This window comes from Streptomyces nigrescens, from assembly GCF_027626975.1.
GTDB lineage: Bacteria > Actinomycetota > Actinomycetes > Streptomycetales > Streptomycetaceae > Streptomyces > Streptomyces nigrescens.
This window is the reverse complement of the sequence record NZ_CP114203.1, coordinates 1,449,379-1,465,678: the sequence shown is the minus strand read 5'-3', so window position 1 is coordinate 1,465,678 and position 16,300 is coordinate 1,449,379. Positions and strand designations below refer to the sequence as shown.

The following is a 16,300-nucleotide window of genomic DNA, read 5'->3' as shown; positions in this document are numbered from 1 at the left end:
GGACCGCTGAGCGCGGCCAGGTCTTCTCTTCCTGGCAGCGGGTCGGAGACGAGGACGGGACGAGCATGCGAGTGGGGCAGATACGCAGGCGGTGCAAGCGGCTCATCAAGGAGCTGGCGCTGCCGGCCACAACCGATCTGCGCGGGATGTGCGACATCGTCGCCGCACGGGTGGCGCTGCCCGTCCACCTGGTGCCGATGAGCCTGGGCGGCGTGGTCTCGGGGATGACGGCCGTCACCGACGACGGCTACTGGGTCTTCTACGAGCTCAAGACCTCACCGTGGCACCAGGCGCACATCGTGCTGCACGAACTGAGCCATCTTCTGCTGGGACACGGCCAGGATCCCGCGGTCACCGAGGACGCGCTGAAGCTGTGGACCCCGTCGGTCGATGTCGCCACCGCCATGCGGCGGATGGGCCTGACCATGGGCTTCGCCCGGCATCACGGCTATGACAACCTCGCCGAGCGGGAGACCGAAGTGCTCGGCACCCTGCTGATGGAGCGGGTGGCGCCGTCCGCGGCCGAGCGGGAACTCCCCCTGGAGGGACAGGCGGCCGAGCTGGCGGCGGCGCTCGGGCCCGCGCTGCAGCACATCCGGCGCCGGCAGGGGACCCCGGCCGGGGACGAGGGGACCGACGGCGTCGGAGCGGGCGCGGCGGGGGACGGGGGTCCGCGTGTTTGACGTCCTCTATCTGTCCTTCGGCGTCGCCGCCTGGGCGATCGTCGGATACAAGTCCGTCGCCTGGTTCCGGGACCGCAGCAACGCGGATCTGGGGCTGGCCTGTGTGATGACCGGCGGAGTGGCGACGGTCTTCCTCTTCTCCGCGCCCAGCCTCTACCGCGCCTTCGACCGGCTGACCGGCGTGGCCAACCTCGCCATGGTCTTCCTCTACTCCTCCGTGGTGGTGTTCGCCGCGGGTGCGCTGGTGCTGCTGCTGCGCTGGACGGCGGGCGAGGGCGCGTGCGCGCGGGCCCGTGCCCGGACCAGGGCGCGCGTCGCCGTGGGGATCGTGGCCGGGCTGTGGGCGGTGGCGGTCACCGGCTTCGTGGTCGGCCGGCCGGACGCCGTCGAGCACCCCCGCGACTTCAGCACCGCCTACACCGACTCCCCGGGAGTCATGCTGTTCCTGGTGCTGTATTTGGCCATTTTCGGATTGAGTTCGGCGGCCCTGGGGACGCTCTGCCCGCGCTACGCCGCACAACTCGGCGGCACACACCTCGCGCGCGGTCTGCGGGTGCTGGCCGCGGGCTGCTGGCTCGGCCTGGCCTACTGCGCCTGCAAGGTCATCGGCTTCGTCCTGTCCTGGTCGGGACACCCGGCGCTGTGGCTCTCCAACGGCGTGGCCCCGCTGAGCGCCTCGGTCGCGGCGCTGATGGTCCTCACCGGATTCGCGCTGCCGGCGGCCGGCCCCCGGGTCGCGGCCTGGCGCCGGCTGCGCCGCCTCTCCCCGCTCTGGCGGACCGTCACCGCGCAGACCCCCGAGGTCACGATGGGCTCCTCGGCGTGGTCCGTACGGTGGCCGTTCGCCGACCTGGAGTGGCGGGCCAACCGGCAGATGGCCGAGATCCGGGACGTACAGCGCGGCATCCGGCGCCATGTGGAGTCCGACGCCGTCGACATCGCCCGCGAGCGGGCCCGCGCGGTCGCCCTCGACGACAGGCAGCTGGCGGCCGTCGCGGAGGCCGCCGCGCTCCGCCGTGGCCTGGAGAACCGTGCGGTGGGCCATGTCCCCGACCACGGCGCCGACAGCGTGGTGGTCGCCACCGGTGCCGAACCGGCCGAACTCAGCGCGGAGTACGAACACTTGGCGCTGGTCGCGGATGTCTACCACTCGCCGCTGATCGAGACCGTGCTCACCGAACTGCGCCAGCGGAGCTCGGTGGCGCACGGCTGAGGAAGCACCACAGACGGGGTGGCCCGGCACGGGGGTCCGGGCCGCCCGTACCCCCCGGGCGGCACCGGTCGACGTGACCGGTGCCGCCCGCGCGGCTGTCACCGAACGGCGTGCGCCGGAACGGGAGTTTGCGGGACGGCCCTTAGGGTCGGGCTCATGCAGAACACCACCGAGACCGGCCCCGACGCCCCCATCGATGTGACGCCCCTCCTCGACGATCCGTACGCCGCCTGTGCCGCGCTGCGCGACGCCGGGCCGGTGCACCGGATCACCGGTGCCGACGGGCACCCCGCCTGGCTGGTGACCCGCTACGACGACGTCCGCCGCGCCCTCGCCGATCCCCGGCTCTCCCTGGACAAGCGGTATGCCGCGCCCGGCGGTTACCGCGGTTTCGCGCTGCCGCCCGCGCTGGACGCGAATCTGCTGAACATGGATCCGCCGGACCACACCCGGGTGCGCCGTCTGGTGGTCAAGGCCTTCACCCCGGGCCGGGTCGAGGCGCTGCGCGCGCCCGTACGGCGGATCGCCGACGAGCTGCTGGACGCGATGGCGGAGCGCGGCCGCGCGGATCTGATCGCCGACTACGCGGGGCCGCTGCCGATCGCCGTGATCTGCGATCTGCTGGGCATCCCGGACCATGACCGCCGCGACTTCCTCGCCTGGTCGGACGCCCTCATCACACCGGACCCGAGCCGGCCGGAACTGATGAAGCAGGCGATCGGGGCGATGCTGGAGTTCTACACCGGTCTGATCGCGGCCAAGCGTGCGGAGCCGGGCGACGATCTGCTCTCGGATCTGATCGCGGTGCGCGATGACGCGGCCGCCGGCGAGGACGGCGACCGGCTCACCGAGGACGAACTGACCTCGCTGGCCTTCCTCATTCTCTTCGCCGGATACGAGAACACCGTCCACCTCATCGGCAACGCCGTGCTCGCCCTCCTCGACCACCCGGACCAGCTCCGGCAGTTGCAGCGCAATCCGGCCGAACTGCCGACGGCCGTGGAGGAGTTCCTCCGCTTCGACGGCCCCTCTCCGTTGTCGATCCGTCGCTTCCCCAAGGAGGACATGGAGATCGGCGGCGTACGGATCCCGGCCGGGGAGAGCGTGCTGCTGTCGATCGCGTCCGCGAACCGGGACCCCGCGCGCTTCCCCGCACCGGACACGCTGGACCGCGGCCGCGACCTCTCCGGGCATCTCGCGATGGGGCACGGCATCCATTACTGCCTCGGCGCCCCGCTGGCCCGGCTGGAGGCCGTCACCGCGCTCGACGCGCTCCTCGGCCGCTTCCCGGAGCTGCGACTGGGCGTCCCGCGTGGTGAATTGCGGCATCGTCGGGCCCTGCGGGCACGTGGCCTGATTTCGCTGCCCGTCACCTGGTAATCGGCAAACGAACAAGTTTTTGAGGCATAACCGTTCGCTCATGCGGTAAAAAGGTTCCTGAGACCCGCCCGGTGTGCATCCCCCGTCGCACCGGGCGGGTCCTTCTTTGCACCGGTTGCAGTTGCGACACGCCCGCGGACGCGGCGCGGCCCTGGTCCGTGTGGCGCAACTGCGCTGCGGACCGCGGCACCGCTCCATAGCGTGACGGCATGACAATTGACGCGCGTGTGTCCAGGAAGGCCGGTGCGGTCGCGCTGATCGCTGTCGCCGGTGTGTCGCTGACGTCCATACCGGCCGCGGCCAACGGGGCCACGGTCCGTCAGCCCGCCGTCGCCGGCGCCGGGGTACAGGCACCCACCGCCCCCGGCAGCGCGAGGCTGCCCAGCGGTCTGTCCGCCCTGTCCTGGATGGTGGCCGACGCGGACACCGGCAGCGTGCTGGCGGCGAAGAGCCCGCACCGCAAGCTCGCCCCGGCCAGCACCCTCAAGACGCTGTTCGCGGTCACCGTCCTGCCGAAGTTCTCGGCCGGTACGGTACGCCGGGTCAGCTCCGCCGACCTCGCGGGAATCGGGGCCGGCAGCAGCGTCGTCGGCGTCCAGCAGGGCCGCCGCTACACCGTCGGCGACCTGTGGCGCGGGGTCTTCCTCCGCTCCGGCAACGACGCGGTGCACGTACTGGCCGCGATGAACGGCGGCTGGCGGACCACGGCGGAGGAGATGCAGGAGAACGCCAGGAAACTCGGCGCGCGCGACACCACCGTCAAGTCCCCGGACGGCTATGACGCGCCCGGTCAGGTGTCCTCGGCCCACGACCTGACCGTCTTCGCCCGCGCCGGGCTCGCCAACGAGGACTTCGCCCGCTACTGCGCCACCCCCCGCGCCACGTTCCCCGCCGCGGGCGGCACCACGCAGATCGAGAACACCAACCGCCTGCTGGTGGGCTCGCACGGGATGTCCCGGTACCCCGGCCTCATCGGCGTCAAGAACGGCTACACCTCCAAGGCCGGCAACACGCTGATCGCCGCCGCGCGCCGGAACGGCCGCACCCTCCTGGTCACCGTGCTGAACCCCCAGTCGAAGGAGTACAACGCCGTCTACAAGGAAGCCGGCGCCCTCCTGGACTGGGGCTTCCGTACCGCCGGCACGGCCCAGCCGGTGGGCACCCTGCACGCCGTACGCGCCGCCCACGACGGCGGCGGCCCGATGAGCCCGGTGGCTGCCGATGTCACCGGCACCGGGGACCGCGACGGTTCTCCCCGGCGCGACACCCTCGCCCTGGGGGCTGGCGGCGCCGGCCTCGCGGCACTCGGGCTCGGCGCCCTGCTCGCCCGCTTGCGGCAGGCACGCGCCCGCGGCGGACGGAACGGAGGGACGGCGTAGGCCCGGGGCCCCGGCCCGTGGTGTGTACGACAGCGGCGACGGCTCCGCGCGTCCCGGCGGAGCCCGGCCCCACCGGTCGCCTGTAGGGCGGTCTCAGGCCTCGTCCCCGGTGGGGCGATTTTCGGTCTCTTCTCCCGTTGCCCGCAGCCGGGGCGCGGACTCCGCCGCCGGCACGGCCCCGGAGCCGGTCAGACGCACGGTCAGCTCCCGGGCCCAGGCCATGAGTCCCGCGATTTCGATCCCGTAGGGGGCGGCATCGGCATACGGCGCGATGGCCGCCGCACCCCGGTCGAGCAGTGCCGTACCGCCCACGGCATTGCCACGCGCCGCATGGGTGAGCCCCACCGCGAGCTGGGCGAGCCCCCGCCACAGCTCGCGCTCCGCCTCCGGCGCCGCCTTCCAGGCGTCCTCCAGCACCTCATGGGCGTGGAACGGCATCCCGTCGTCGAGCAGCCGCTGCGCCTCGGTCAGCGACTGCGCGGGCGTCCGGGGCACCCCCTCGGGCTGCCGGGCCACGCCCGGGGAGCCGTACGGCAGCGGCCGGCCGAGACCGTCCCGCGGGCGGGCGCTACGGGCCCGCCCCTCCTCGTCACGGTCCCGCCGGCGCGGCGCGGCGACGGGGTCGGGGGCGCGGTCGGGGACGTCACTGCTCTCGGCGTCCGCCGCCCCGGCGCCACAGTGCTCGCAGACCGCACTGCCGGGCCGTTCCCTGATCCGGCCGCAGGCGTCACACACCTGGTCCAGCCAGCAGGCCGGATCGCCGCCTTCGTCGCCCGCCCGGTGCGGGACGGACGGGCGGAAGGGGAGGGGCTGGTCGTGGGGGCTGTCGGCGTCGGTCACGCTTCGATTGTGCGCCGTGCGGCCGGCCGGCGTCGCCGGGGGGCGGGCACATTGCCGTACCGTCGCGCGCCCGGAATTGTTGGGAGTATTTCCTATTCCCGTCCGAGGTGGGCTACCGGGCCGCTCCCGCTCAGGCCAACTCGGTCTTGTAGAAGCAGAAATGATCCTTGATCCGGGCGACCTCGGGGTGCGGCTCGGGGTAGGCCCACACGATGTCCTCCGGACCGCCGGCGAGCGACCAGTACGAGGCGGTGCCCTTGAAGGGGCAGACGGTGTGCGTCTCGGAGGGGGTGAGCAGCTCGGTGCGGACGTCCTCGGGAGGGAGGTAGTACCGCACCGGATAGCCGGTCTCGGTGAGGAGCAGCGGGCGCCGGCTCTCGGCGATCAGCTGTCCGTCGACCTCGACGCGGACATGGTCGGTGCCTTCTGTGACGTCGATGCGGTGGCCTCGGGTGGTGCTCATGGTCACTTCCCTTCGGTGGGCGAGGGAGGCGGCTCCCTCCCGGTCCAGGATCGCACCGGGAGGGAGCAGGGGCGGGTGAGGCGGCTCGGGCGGGTGAGGCGGGCGAGGTGGGCCTGGGGCCCACCGACAGCCCGTACGCCGTCGCCGCGCCTCCCGCCTCACACCTCTCGGATACCGCGTCCCGCCCACTCCGGCGCCGGAGCGACGAGGGCGGTGAGGTGCGCGCGGGCCGTCGCGGGCAGGGGTGCCGAGCGCCCGGCGGCCTGGTCGATGTGCAGGGTGAACAGCTCCTCGGTGGCCACCGGCTCGCCGGAGGGTTCCCCGGCGAACATCTCGTGGAGGAGGCGGAGCTTCTTGCCGTCCACGCCCAACACGGTGGTGCGGACGGTGAGTTCGCTGTGGCGGGCGACCTCGTGGAGATAGCGGACGTGGGCCTCGACCGTGTAGAGGGAGCAGCCGGTGCGCTCGCGGTAGGCGGCGTCGAGGCCGGCCGCGTCCATGAGGGCGTCGGTCGCGAAGCCGAAGACCAGGACGTAATAGGCCTCACTGAGATGGCCGTTGTAGTCGATCCACTCGTCCCGGACCGTCTGGCGGAAGAGGGGCGGGCCGCCCGGTGTGCCGTCGGTCATCGGGTGCTCCCCAGCCGCCCCGTGGCGCGGAGGACGTCGATGACGCCCTGGTCACGCGCGGCGACCAGATCCGCGTACGTACGGTCGCCCGCGGCCTCCCGGCAGCCGTCGACCATGGCGTCACGCAGCTCACGGTCCAGCTCGGGCGCCTCCAGCCGGGTCCACGGCGACTTCAGGGACGGGCCGAAGTGGTCGAGCATATGGGCCATTCCGCCCTCGCCGCCGGCCAGCGCGAAGGTCAGGCAGGGGCCCATGAACGCCCAGCGCAGGCCCGGCCCTTCGGTGATCGAGGCGTCGATGTCCTCGACCGAGGCCTCGCCGTTGGCGACCATGTGCAGCGCCTCGCGCCAGAGCGCCTCCTGGAGGCGGTTGGCGATGAAGCCGGGCAGTTCGCGGTCCATGGTGATCACGGACTTGCCGGCCACGTCGTAGAAGCGGGAGGCCCAGGCGACGGCCTCGGGGTCGGTCTGCTCCCCGCCGACGACCTCCACCAGCGGGATGAGGTACGGCGGGTTGAAGGGGTGGCCGACGACGAGGCGGCCGGCGTCCTCGGCCGCGGTCTGCATATCGGTCATCGGGTAGCCCGAGGTGGAGGAGGCGATGACCACGCCCGGCCGGGTCGCGGCGGCGAGCTCGGCGAGCAGGGAGCGCTTCAACTCCAGCTTCTCCGGGGCGCTTTCCTGGACGAAGTCGGCGTCGGCGACCGCCTCGGCGAGGGTGGGGGCGATCGTCAGCCGGTCCTGCGTGGCGCCCTCGGCCAGGCCTATCTGTTCCAGCGCGGGCCAGGCGGCGGCCACCAGGCGGCGGAGCTTGTCCTCGGCGTCCGCGGCCGGGTCCCAGGCGGTGACGTCGTAGCCACGGGCGAGGAAATGGGCGACCCAGCCGCCGCCGATCACTCCGGCGCCGATACAGGCGATGCGGCGTACGTCCTCGGGGGCGCAGGGGGCAGAGGTGGTTTCAGGCATGGGGGAGCGGCTCCAGGTGGAGGGGAGGAGAGGGAGAAGAACGGGGGAGCGCAGTCGCGGGTCAGGCGCGGGGCTTCAGGCCCAGCCGGGCGCGCGCCTGGTCGGGGGTGGCGACCGTGGCGCCGAGCAACTCGGTGATCTGGACGGCGCGTTCGACGAGCTGCCCGTTGGTGGCCTTGACGCCCTTGCTGAGGTACAGGTTGTCCTCCAGGCCCACCCGCACATGCCCGCCGAGGAGGATCGACTGGGCGACCCACGGCATCTGCATCCTGCCGAGCGCAAAGCTCGCCCACTGGGCGCCCTCGGGCAGCATCCGCACCATCGACTGCAGTACCCCGGGGTCGGCCGGCGCGCCCCACGGGATGCCCATGCACAGCTGGAAGACGGTCGGGTCGTCCAGCAGTCCCTCGGCCAGCAGCTGCTTGGCGAACCACAGCTGACCGGTGTCGAAGATCTCCAACTCGGGCCGCACCCCGAGCTCCTGGATGCGCTTCGCGCCCGCCCGCAGCATGTCGGGGGTGGAGACATAGAGGTTGGAGCCGTCACCGAAGTTGAGGGAGCCGCAGTCCAGAGTGCAGATGTCGGGCAGCAGTTCCTCGACATGCGGCAGCCGCTCCAGACCGCTCACCAGGTCCGTACCGGGCAGCTGCCGCAGCGGGGCGTCGGGGTCGATCACCAGGTCGCCGCCCATGCCGGCGGTGAGGTTGATGACGACGTCGGTGCCGGTCTCCTTGATCCGCTCGACCACCTCGGCGTACAGCCGCGGGTCGCGCGACGGATCGCCGGTCTCCGGATCGCGGACGTGGATGTGCACCACCGCGGCGCCCGCGGCTGCCGCCTCGACGGCCGATGCGGCGATCTGCTCGGGCGTCACGGGGACGTGCGGGGAGCGGCGGACGGTGTCGCCGGCGCCGGTGAGCGCGCAGGTGATGATGACCTCGTGATTCACGGGGATCCCTTCGATGGGGGTGGGTGCCTCGGGCTCGGCGGGGAACGGCGGCGTCAGACCGCGGAGGCGGGGGTGAGCTCGCTCTCCACGAAGGCCAGCAGCGCGGTGTGCATGGTGTCGGGGCCGGTGCTGTCCGGAGCGGTGGCGAGCACCTGCGTGGCCAGGCCGTCGATCAGGGCGGTCAGCCGGAGCGCGGTGAACTCCGGATCGACGGTGCGGAAGACGCCCTGGTCGACGCCGCGGCGTACGACCTCGGCGACGGTGGTGCGCCACTGCCGGTAGTAGTGCTCGTGCAGCCGCCCCACGGCGGTGGAGCGGGCGGCCTGGGCCCACAGATCGAGCCAGACCAGCCACTGGCGGCGCTGCTGATCGGTGCGCGGGGTCTGCAGCGCGATCAGATGCAGCAGCTCGCCGCGGGCGTCGGGGGCCGCGGCCAGCCCCGCGGCGCGGCGCTCGGTGTCCTCGTCCATGCACCAGCGCACGGCCGCTTCCAGCAGCTCGTCGCGGCCGGGGAAGTGGTAGTGGACGGCGGCCGGGCTGGTACCGCAGGCGGCGGCGATATCGGCGACCCGTACGCCGTGGAAGCCGTGCTCGGCGATCAGCCGGACGGTCTCCCGCACGATCTGCAGGGGCCGGCCGCCCTCGGGCACGGCGGCCGGCTCGCGGCCGGGCGGCGCCGAGGGCCGCTCCGGGGCCCCGAGCAGCCAGCCGGTGTCGACCGCGCCGATATCGGCGATCCGCACGATCTCGGCCAGCGTGAAACGCCGGGTGCCCCCCAGTGACCTGGACAGTTTCGAGGGGTCCATCACGATCCGGCGGGCGAACTCGCGATGGCTGCAGCCGAGCCGGCCGATCACCTGCCGGACACGGTCCGTGACCTCTCCGGCGTCGTCGGTGACCCGGTCTCCGGGGGTGTCCTTCATGGTCCGGGACCGTAACAGGCGTGTTGAGAACATCGCAACGGTTGGGGGAAGGCGGGGTGCGTATTGGCCTGATGTGGCCAGCATCAGGGAGCGGGAATGCGGGCAAACTGAGAGCAGAGTCAGTGTGGCGACGGCTGCCGTCGCAGCCCGATCGGGTGAAGGGACTGAAGACGCCGCAATCCGGGTGAATGTGGCAAAGTGACGACATGGCTGACCGGGGAGCGAAGCGGCCCACCGTGTCGGTGCCGGACGACTGGCCCGCCCACCCGGACCTGACCCTGGCCCTCAACGGCATGGGAGCCTTCGACTGGGACCTCGACAGCGGGCTGATGCACATGGACCCGCCCGCCCTCGAGGTGTTCGACATGCTTCCGGCGGAGTACGACGACCGTCCGGCCACGCTCAACTGCCGTGTCCCGGCCCATGAGGCGGCCCGTCTGGACGCCCTGGTCGCGCGGGCGCTCAAGGACGGCAGCGACTCCTACGGCGCCTACTTCCGGGTACGGCTGCGCAGCGGTGAGCTGCGCTGGACCCACTCCCAGGGCAGCATCCGCCGCGACGACACCGGCCGGCCCCGCCGCATCATCGGAGTGGTCCGCGACGCCAGCCACGAATACACCCACGCGGCGGAGCGGCTCGCGGGCGATGAGGAGCGCCGGCGGCACACCAGCGTCGTCGAACGCACCACCGCCGCCCTGGCACACGCCAGGACGGTCGGTGAAGTGATCGCGGTGCTCGCCGATGAGCAGGGCCTGAGCCGGCTGGGCGCGGAGAACGTGATCCTGGGCCTCGTCGAGGCCGGACGCATCCGGCTGATCTCCGAGGGCAAGGCCGGCAGCTTCGTCCCCGACCTCGAATACACGCGGGTGGGGGACGAATTCCCGATGAGTGAGGTCGTCCGCACCCTCACCCCGCGCTATGTGGGCAGCCGCGCCGAATTCCGGCACACATACCCCCGGCTGTGGCCGGCCATCGAGCCGCTGAACGTCAACTCCGCCGCATATCTGCCGCTGATCGCGCAGGGCCGCCCGATCGGGGTGATCGGCCTGTTCTTCGAGCGGGAGAGCGACTTCCGCGACCAAGAGCGCAACGTCCTGGTGGCGCTCGGCAGCAGCATCGCGCAGAGCCTGGCCCGCGCCATGCTCTACGACCAGGAGCACGATCTCGCCGCCGGTCTCCAGCAGGCCATGCTGCCCCGCCGGATCCCCGGCATCCCCGGCGCCCAGATCGCCGTCCGCTACCGCTCCGCCCGGATGGGCCGGGACATCGGCGGCGACTGGTACGACGTGATCCCGCTGCCCGACGGCCGGGTCGCCGCCGTCATCGGCGACGTCCAGGGCCATGACACCCAGGCCGCGGCGCTGATGGGCCAGCTGCGGATCGTGCTGCGCGCCTACGCCGCCGAAGGGCATGCCCCCGCCACCGTCATGGGCCGCGCCTCCGCCTTCCTCAACGAGCTGGACGCCGACCGCTTCGCCACCTGCACCTACGTCGACGCCGACCTGAGCACCGGCTCGGCCCGGATCGTCCGGGCCGGCCATATCGACCCGCTGCTGCGGCACGCCGAGGGCATCTGCCGCCGGCTGCCGGTGGCCGGCGGGCTGCCGCTCGGGATCTCCTCCGAATTCCGGCGGCTCGACTACCCGGTCACCACCGTCCAGCTCGCCCCCGGCGACACTCTGCTGCTGTGCACCGACGGCATCGTCGAACAGCCCGGCACCGACCTCGACATCGGGATGCGGGAGTTGGCCCGCGAGGTCCGCGACGGCCCCCAGGACGTCCAGCAACTCGCCGACCGGCTCTGCGAGTCGGCGGGCGACCGGACCGGCGAGGACGATATGGCGCTGCTGCTGCTGCGTCGGCTGGGCGCCCCGGAGCATGACATCGTCGGCCGGTTCCGCCAGCACATCGCGCCCGCCGACCCCGAAGGCCTCTCCGCCGCCCGGCACATGATCCGGGCCGCGGTGCGCGCCTGGGGCGCGGCGGACCGTGCCGAGGAGATCGAACTGGTCGCCGACGAGCTGATCACCAATGCGCTGCTGCACACCGACGGCGAGGCCGTGGTCAACATCCGTATGCCGCACAGCGTCGGGCGGCTGCTGCGGCTGGAGGTCGAGGACCACTCCAGCAGCCTGCCGCGACGCCGTGAGCCCGGTGAGGCCGGCGTCTCCGGCCGCGGTCTGCTCCTCGTGGACCGCCTGGCGGACGTCTGGGGTGTGGAACCGCGCGGCAGCGGAAAGTGCGTATGGTGCGAGTTCAACTGCTCCTGACCGGGCGGCGTCGAGCCGGGTCGGCAAGGGCGATCAGCGGGCACGGGTGCCGGGCACCGGCACGGTCGAGTGAGGACGGCACTATGGGAACGCGGGCTGCGGAACAGCGCGAGGAAGCCCGCCGGCTGGCGGCGCAACTGGAGGCGGAAGGTGTCCGGAATGTGGCGCTGACCTGGGTGGACAACGCCGGCGTCACCCGCGTCAAGACCATTCCGGCGCAGCGGCTCACCGCTGCCGCGGAGCGCGGCGTCGGGATGTCGCCCGTCTTCGACGTCTTCACCTCCGACGACGCCATCACCGCATCCGACCACCTCGGCGGACCCGACGGGGACCTGCGGCTCTTCCCCGACCTGGACCGCGTCACCGTACTCGCCGCACAGCCCGGCTGGGCCTGGGCGCCGGTGGACCGCTACGACCAGCTCGGCCGGCCGCACCCCGCCTGCCAGCGGCAGTTCGCCCGGCGGATGGTGGAGCGGGCCGCCGCGGCCGGGCTGGAGCTGCGGATGGGCTTCGAAACCGAATGGGTGGTCACCCGCGTCCCGGAGGGACACCACCCGGCCGCCACCGGCCCGGACGAGGCGCTCGACTACCCCTGCGCGGGCCCCGCGTACGGCATGACCCGGGTCGTCGAACTCTCCGACTACCTCCGCGATGTCACCGAGGCGCTGGCCGTCCAGGGCATCGACGTCCTCCAGCTCCACCCCGAGTACGCCCCGGGCCAGTTCGAGGTCACCACCGCCCCGGGCGACCCCGTCCGCGCCGCCGACGATGTGGTGCTGGTCCGCGAGACCGTCCGCGCCGTCTCCGCCCGGCACGGACTGCGGGCCTCCTTCGCCCCGTCGGTCGTCGCCGGAGAGGTCGGCAACGGCTGCCACCTTCACCTCGGCCTGTACCGCGACGGCGCGAGCCTGCACCGCACCCCCGACGCCCCCTGGGGCCTGGCGCCGGACGCGGTGGCCTTCCTCGGCGGCGTCCTGAACGCCCTGCCCGCCCTGCTCGCCATCGGCTGCCCCTCACCCGCCAGCTATCTGCGGCTGCAGCCCTCCCACTGGGCCGGCATCTACCAGTGCTGGGGCGTGGAGAACCGGGAGGCGGCGCTGCGTCTGATCACCGGCGCCCCCGACGACCCGGACGGCGGCCACGCCGAGGTCAAGACCTTCGACGCCGCCGCCAACCCGTATCTCGCGGTCGGCGCGGTACTCGCCGCGGGACTGCACGGCATCGAGTCCGCGGCGCAGCTGCCGGCACCGCAGACCGGCGACCCGGGCATCCTCGGCGTCCGCGAACGCTCCCGGCGCGGCATCGTACGGCTGCCCGCCACCCTCACCGAGGCGGCCGACCGGCTGGAGAAGTCCGCCCCGCTGTACGAGGCGATGGGCGAGGTACTGCACGGCGCGGTGCTCGCGGTCCGGCGCGCCGAGGAGGCCCACTTCGCCGACAGCGAGGCCGAGGAGATCGCCGCCGCGACCCGCTGGCGCTGGTGAGACCGGAGGACGCCCCGGGGGCGGCGGCCCCCTCCTGGACGCCGGACTGCCCCGGAGACCTGACGGACCGGCCGGGAGCGGCGGGGACGGGCGAGCTGGTCGCCCCTCCCGCCGCACGCTCCGGGCGTAAGGGGCGAGCGGCCGGAGTGCCTCTTCCCGCCCCTTCCCGCCCCGGGACCCCCGACGCATGCTTTACTGCCGCGTGCCCTCTACAACGACCTCCGAAAAGGGCGAAATACCCCTGCGCTCCCGGATATTCGCCGATCTGACCCCGCTGCGCACCTCCCCGGACTACCGCCGTCTCTGGTGCGGCAACACCATCTCCTGGATGGGCCAGCAGATGACCGCGCTCGCGGTCTCCCTGCAGGTCTATGCCATCACCCACTCCACCTTCTCGGTCGGCCTGGTGGGGCTGTGCTCACTGGTCCCGCTCGTCGTCTTCGGGCTCTACGGCGGCGCCATCGCCGACACCGTCGACCGCCGCAAGCTGGGCCTCTACAGCGCCATGGGCGCGACGGTGATGTCCCTGGTCCTCGCCACCGCCGCGCTGGCCGGATACCACCGGGTCTGGCTGCTCTACACCGTCGTCGCCTGCCAGGCCGTCTGCTTCGCGATGAACTCACCGGCCCGCAGCTCGATGATCCCGCGGCTGCTGCCCACCGAACAGCTGCCGGCCGCCAACGCCCTCAACTCCCTGACCAGCAACCTCGGTCTAATGGGCGGACCGATGCTGGGCGGGGTCATCGTGGGCCTGTGGGGCTATCAGACCGCGTATCTGATCGATGTGGTGGCCTTCAGCGGCTCGCTGTACGCGATGTGGCGGCTGCCGTCCATGCGGCCCGACCACGGAGAGGGGCCGCGGCGCCGGGCCTCCGTCCTGGACGGCCTGCGCTTCCTCGCCACCCGGCCGAATCTGCGGATGACGTTCTTCTCCGACCTCGCGGCGATGGTGCTCGCCCAGCCGCGCGCCCTGTTCCCCGCGGTCGCGGTGCTCTGGTTCGCCGGGGACGCCAAGACCGTCGGCCTGCTGGTCGCCGCGCCTGCGGTGGGCGCCGTACTGGGCGGGCTGTTCTCCGGCTGGCTCGGCGGCATCCGCCGGCACGGCCTCGCCATCCTGATCGCGGTGGCCGCCTGGGGCGCCGCCATCGCCTGCTTCGGGCTCTCCCGGCATCTGTGGCTGGGGCTGTTCTTCCTGGCCGTGGCCGGCTGCGCGGACACCGTCTCGATGGTGTTCCGCAGCACCATGCTGCAGGCCGCGACGCCGGACGAGATGCGCGGCCGGCTCCAGGGCGTCTTCATCGTCGTGGTCGCCGGCGGCCCGCGGCTCGGGGACTTCCTCGCCGGCTCGGCGGCCGATCTGACCTCCCCGGCCACCGCTGTGATCGGCGGCGGCGTGGCCTGCGTCCTGGCCGTGACCGCACTCGGTCTCGGCCGCCGCGCCTTCGCCCGCTACGACGCCCGCGATCCACAGCCGTGAGGGTGGCGGAGGTCCCCGGCCTCCGGCCCCCTAGAGCAACACCGGGGTCAGCCCCGGATCCTCGAACCCCTGGTCGTCGAAGGGGTAGAGGGGCCGCAGCACCCTGTGGTGTCCGAGGCGCAGCAGGTCCTGGTCGACGCCGCCGGGGGTGAGTGCGAGCAGCCAGTCCGCGGCCATCTCGTACAGCTCGGGTTCCAGATAGCCGATCTTGACGACCACCAAGTCGTAGGCGAGCGGGTCCAGTGAGCCGAAGTCCGCGCGGGTGTGGAACGGCTTGCGGCGCTCGGTCAGCACCACCGTCACCCCGCCGCAGGTGACGGCCGCGGACCGGCCGCCGCCGTCGTAGGCCGGATTCCCGCGCGGCGCACCGGGGCCGGGTCCGGCCGGTTCGTCCACGGCGGTGACCGTGCCGGTCAGCACATACGGTGCGGTGTGCGGGCCGGTCCCCGCGCTGAACCGGCCGCCCACGTCGAGCGTGACCTCGGCGCCCACCCCGGCGGCGCGGCAGACGGCGACGGCCTCGGGGTCGGTGATGCCCGGATGCAGCGCGGTGACCCGGCCGCTCGCCAGCTCCTCGTGGGCCAGCAGCCGGCCGAGCATGTACGCGAGGTCCCCGGCGCCGCCCGCGGTGGGGTTGTCGCCGGAGTCGCTGATCAGGAACGGGCGGGCGGGGGAGGCGACGGCGCGGGCGATACAGGTGTCGGCGTCACCGGTCGGGCCGGCGAAGACGAAGTCGCGGCGGGCGTCCCAGTACGCACGGGCCAGCGATCCGGCCTGCGCCAGGGCGAGTTCGGGATCGTCCGCGGTGACCACCACGGCGGCCCGGCAGCGTGCCTCGTCGGCCCAGGCGTAGCCCACCCAGACCGCCGCGTCCACGACGCCGTCGAGCGCCTCGACCGAGGCCAGCCGCCCGTAGAGCGACCTGGCCGGTTCCAGCCGGGTGCTGGTCTTCTCGCCGGGGAGCAGGACGGGAATCTGCACCCAGGCCCGGTGCGGGCGGCCCCGCCCGTGGACCAGCCGTTCGACGAGCTTGCGGGCGGCCCGCTCCCGGGTCTCCCAGGCGTCCTCGTGCGGGGCCATCCGGTGCGCGGTGAGCAGATCGAGATGCTCGGCGAAGCGGCGCGAGACATTGCCGTGCAGATCCATGGCGGCAGAGATCAGGGTGCCGGGACCGGTCGCGGCCCGTACCGCGGCGGTGAGATGGGCCTCCGCGTCGTCCAGCCCGACCACGCTCATGGCGCCGTGGATGTCGTACACCAGCCCGTCCAGCGGGCCCGACTCCTCGATGCGGCCGGTCAGTTCCTCCTTGATGCGGTCGTAGACGGCGCGCTCGACCGGCCCGCCGGGCACCGCGACGGCATGCACCAGCGGCACCCACTCCACGAGTCCGGACAGCTCGCCGTCCGGCCGGGTCCAGGTGTAGCGGTCCAGTAGCGCACGCTCCCGGGTGATGCGGAAGTCGTCGTATCCCGAGCGGTGCGGGCAGAACTGGCTGGACTCGATGGCCATACCGCCGATACCGATGCGGAGCCGGGAACCGGAAGGGGTGGACGACATGGGGCTCACTTTCCCTCGGGCGGGCGGGAGTTGACCAGAGCGCCTCAGCGGCACTGAGTGAGTTCGCTGGTGGCCATCGGCGGCGGGT

14 protein-coding genes are annotated in these 16,300 nt (G+C 72.9%); 7 read left to right on the top strand and 7 right to left on the bottom strand.

Going from position 1 to position 16,300, the window contains the following annotated elements:
- Positions 1 to 71: 71 nt before the first annotated feature.
- From STRNI_RS06645 to STRNI_RS06630, 4 genes are all read left to right on the top strand, one after another.
- Entirely contained in the window at positions 72 to 683 is a 612-nt protein-coding gene (locus STRNI_RS06645) for a hypothetical protein (RefSeq protein ID WP_093645758.1), read from the top strand.
- On the top strand, positions 676 to 1,896 hold the full coding sequence (locus STRNI_RS06640; RefSeq protein WP_159484975.1) for an MAB_1171c family putative transporter: 1,221 nt from the start codon (positions 676 to 678) through the stop codon (positions 1,894 to 1,896). The genes STRNI_RS06645 and STRNI_RS06640 overlap by 8 nt, the downstream gene beginning before the upstream one ends.
- Positions 1,897 to 2,052: 156 nt before the next feature.
- On the top strand, positions 2,053 to 3,276 hold the full coding sequence (locus STRNI_RS06635) for a cytochrome P450 family protein (RefSeq protein ID WP_159484973.1): 1,224 nt from the start codon (positions 2,053 to 2,055) through the stop codon (positions 3,274 to 3,276).
- A gap of 209 nt (positions 3,277 to 3,485) precedes the next feature.
- Positions 3,486 to 4,655, top strand: coding sequence for a D-alanyl-D-alanine carboxypeptidase family protein (locus STRNI_RS06630; protein WP_167540491.1), 1,170 nt, complete (start codon positions 3,486 to 3,488; stop codon positions 4,653 to 4,655).
- A gap of 93 nt (positions 4,656 to 4,748) precedes the next feature.
- Here the strand turns inward: STRNI_RS06630 and STRNI_RS06625 are convergent, their stop codons facing one another.
- From STRNI_RS06625 to STRNI_RS06600, 6 genes are all read right to left on the bottom strand, one after another.
- On the bottom strand, positions 4,749 to 5,369 hold the full coding sequence (locus STRNI_RS06625; protein ID WP_371874909.1) for a DUF309 domain-containing protein: 621 nt from the start codon (positions 5,367 to 5,369) through the stop codon (positions 4,749 to 4,751).
- A gap of 256 nt (positions 5,370 to 5,625) precedes the next feature.
- A complete protein-coding gene (locus STRNI_RS06620) occupies positions 5,626 to 5,958 on the bottom strand; it encodes a DUF427 domain-containing protein (RefSeq protein WP_018088418.1) in 333 nt (110 codons plus the stop codon).
- Positions 5,959 to 6,116: 158 nt separating this feature from the next.
- Positions 6,117 to 6,587 (bottom strand): thioesterase family protein, encoded by a 471-nt coding sequence (locus STRNI_RS06615; RefSeq protein ID WP_159484969.1) that lies wholly within the window; start codon positions 6,585 to 6,587, stop codon positions 6,117 to 6,119.
- The gene (locus STRNI_RS06610; RefSeq protein WP_159484967.1) at positions 6,584 to 7,552 is read right to left on the bottom strand and encodes a 3-hydroxyacyl-CoA dehydrogenase NAD-binding domain-containing protein; all 969 of its coding nucleotides are present in this window, start codon (positions 7,550 to 7,552) and stop codon (positions 6,584 to 6,586) included. Before STRNI_RS06610 ends, STRNI_RS06615 begins: the two co-directional genes overlap by 4 nt.
- Positions 7,553 to 7,613: 61 nt before the next feature.
- Complete coding sequence (locus STRNI_RS06605) at positions 7,614 to 8,501, bottom strand: beta-keto acid cleavage family enzyme (RefSeq protein WP_272595468.1); 888 nt, start codon at positions 8,499 to 8,501, stop codon at positions 7,614 to 7,616.
- Positions 8,502 to 8,554: 53 nt separating this feature from the next.
- Positions 8,555 to 9,424: a TetR/AcrR family transcriptional regulator gene (locus STRNI_RS06600; RefSeq protein WP_018088422.1), complete on the bottom strand. Its 870-nt coding sequence runs from the start codon at positions 9,422 to 9,424 to the stop codon at positions 8,555 to 8,557.
- 206 nt (positions 9,425 to 9,630) lie between these two features.
- Here STRNI_RS06600 and STRNI_RS06595 point away from each other — a divergent pair, with 206 nt between their 5' ends.
- The 3 genes from STRNI_RS06595 to STRNI_RS06585 all read left to right on the top strand — a co-directional run bounded on the left by STRNI_RS06595 (position 9,631) and on the right by STRNI_RS06585 (position 14,655).
- On the top strand, positions 9,631 to 11,694 hold the full coding sequence (locus STRNI_RS06595) for a SpoIIE family protein phosphatase (RefSeq protein WP_018088423.1): 2,064 nt from the start codon (positions 9,631 to 9,633) through the stop codon (positions 11,692 to 11,694).
- Between the two features lie 83 nt (positions 11,695 to 11,777).
- Complete coding sequence (locus STRNI_RS06590) at positions 11,778 to 13,178, top strand: glutamine synthetase family protein (RefSeq protein ID WP_159484965.1); 1,401 nt, start codon at positions 11,778 to 11,780, stop codon at positions 13,176 to 13,178.
- A gap of 187 nt (positions 13,179 to 13,365) precedes the next feature.
- Positions 13,366 to 14,655 carry an MFS transporter gene (locus tag STRNI_RS06585; RefSeq protein ID WP_159484963.1) on the top strand — a complete coding sequence of 430 codons (1,290 nt, stop codon included), beginning with the start codon at positions 13,366 to 13,368 and terminating at the stop codon, positions 14,653 to 14,655.
- Between the two features lie 30 nt (positions 14,656 to 14,685).
- Here the strand turns inward: STRNI_RS06585 and STRNI_RS06580 are convergent, their stop codons facing one another.
- A complete protein-coding gene (locus STRNI_RS06580) occupies positions 14,686 to 16,212 on the bottom strand; it encodes a M81 family metallopeptidase (RefSeq protein WP_159484961.1) in 1,527 nt (508 codons plus the stop codon).
- Positions 16,213 to 16,300: the final 88 nt, after the last annotated feature.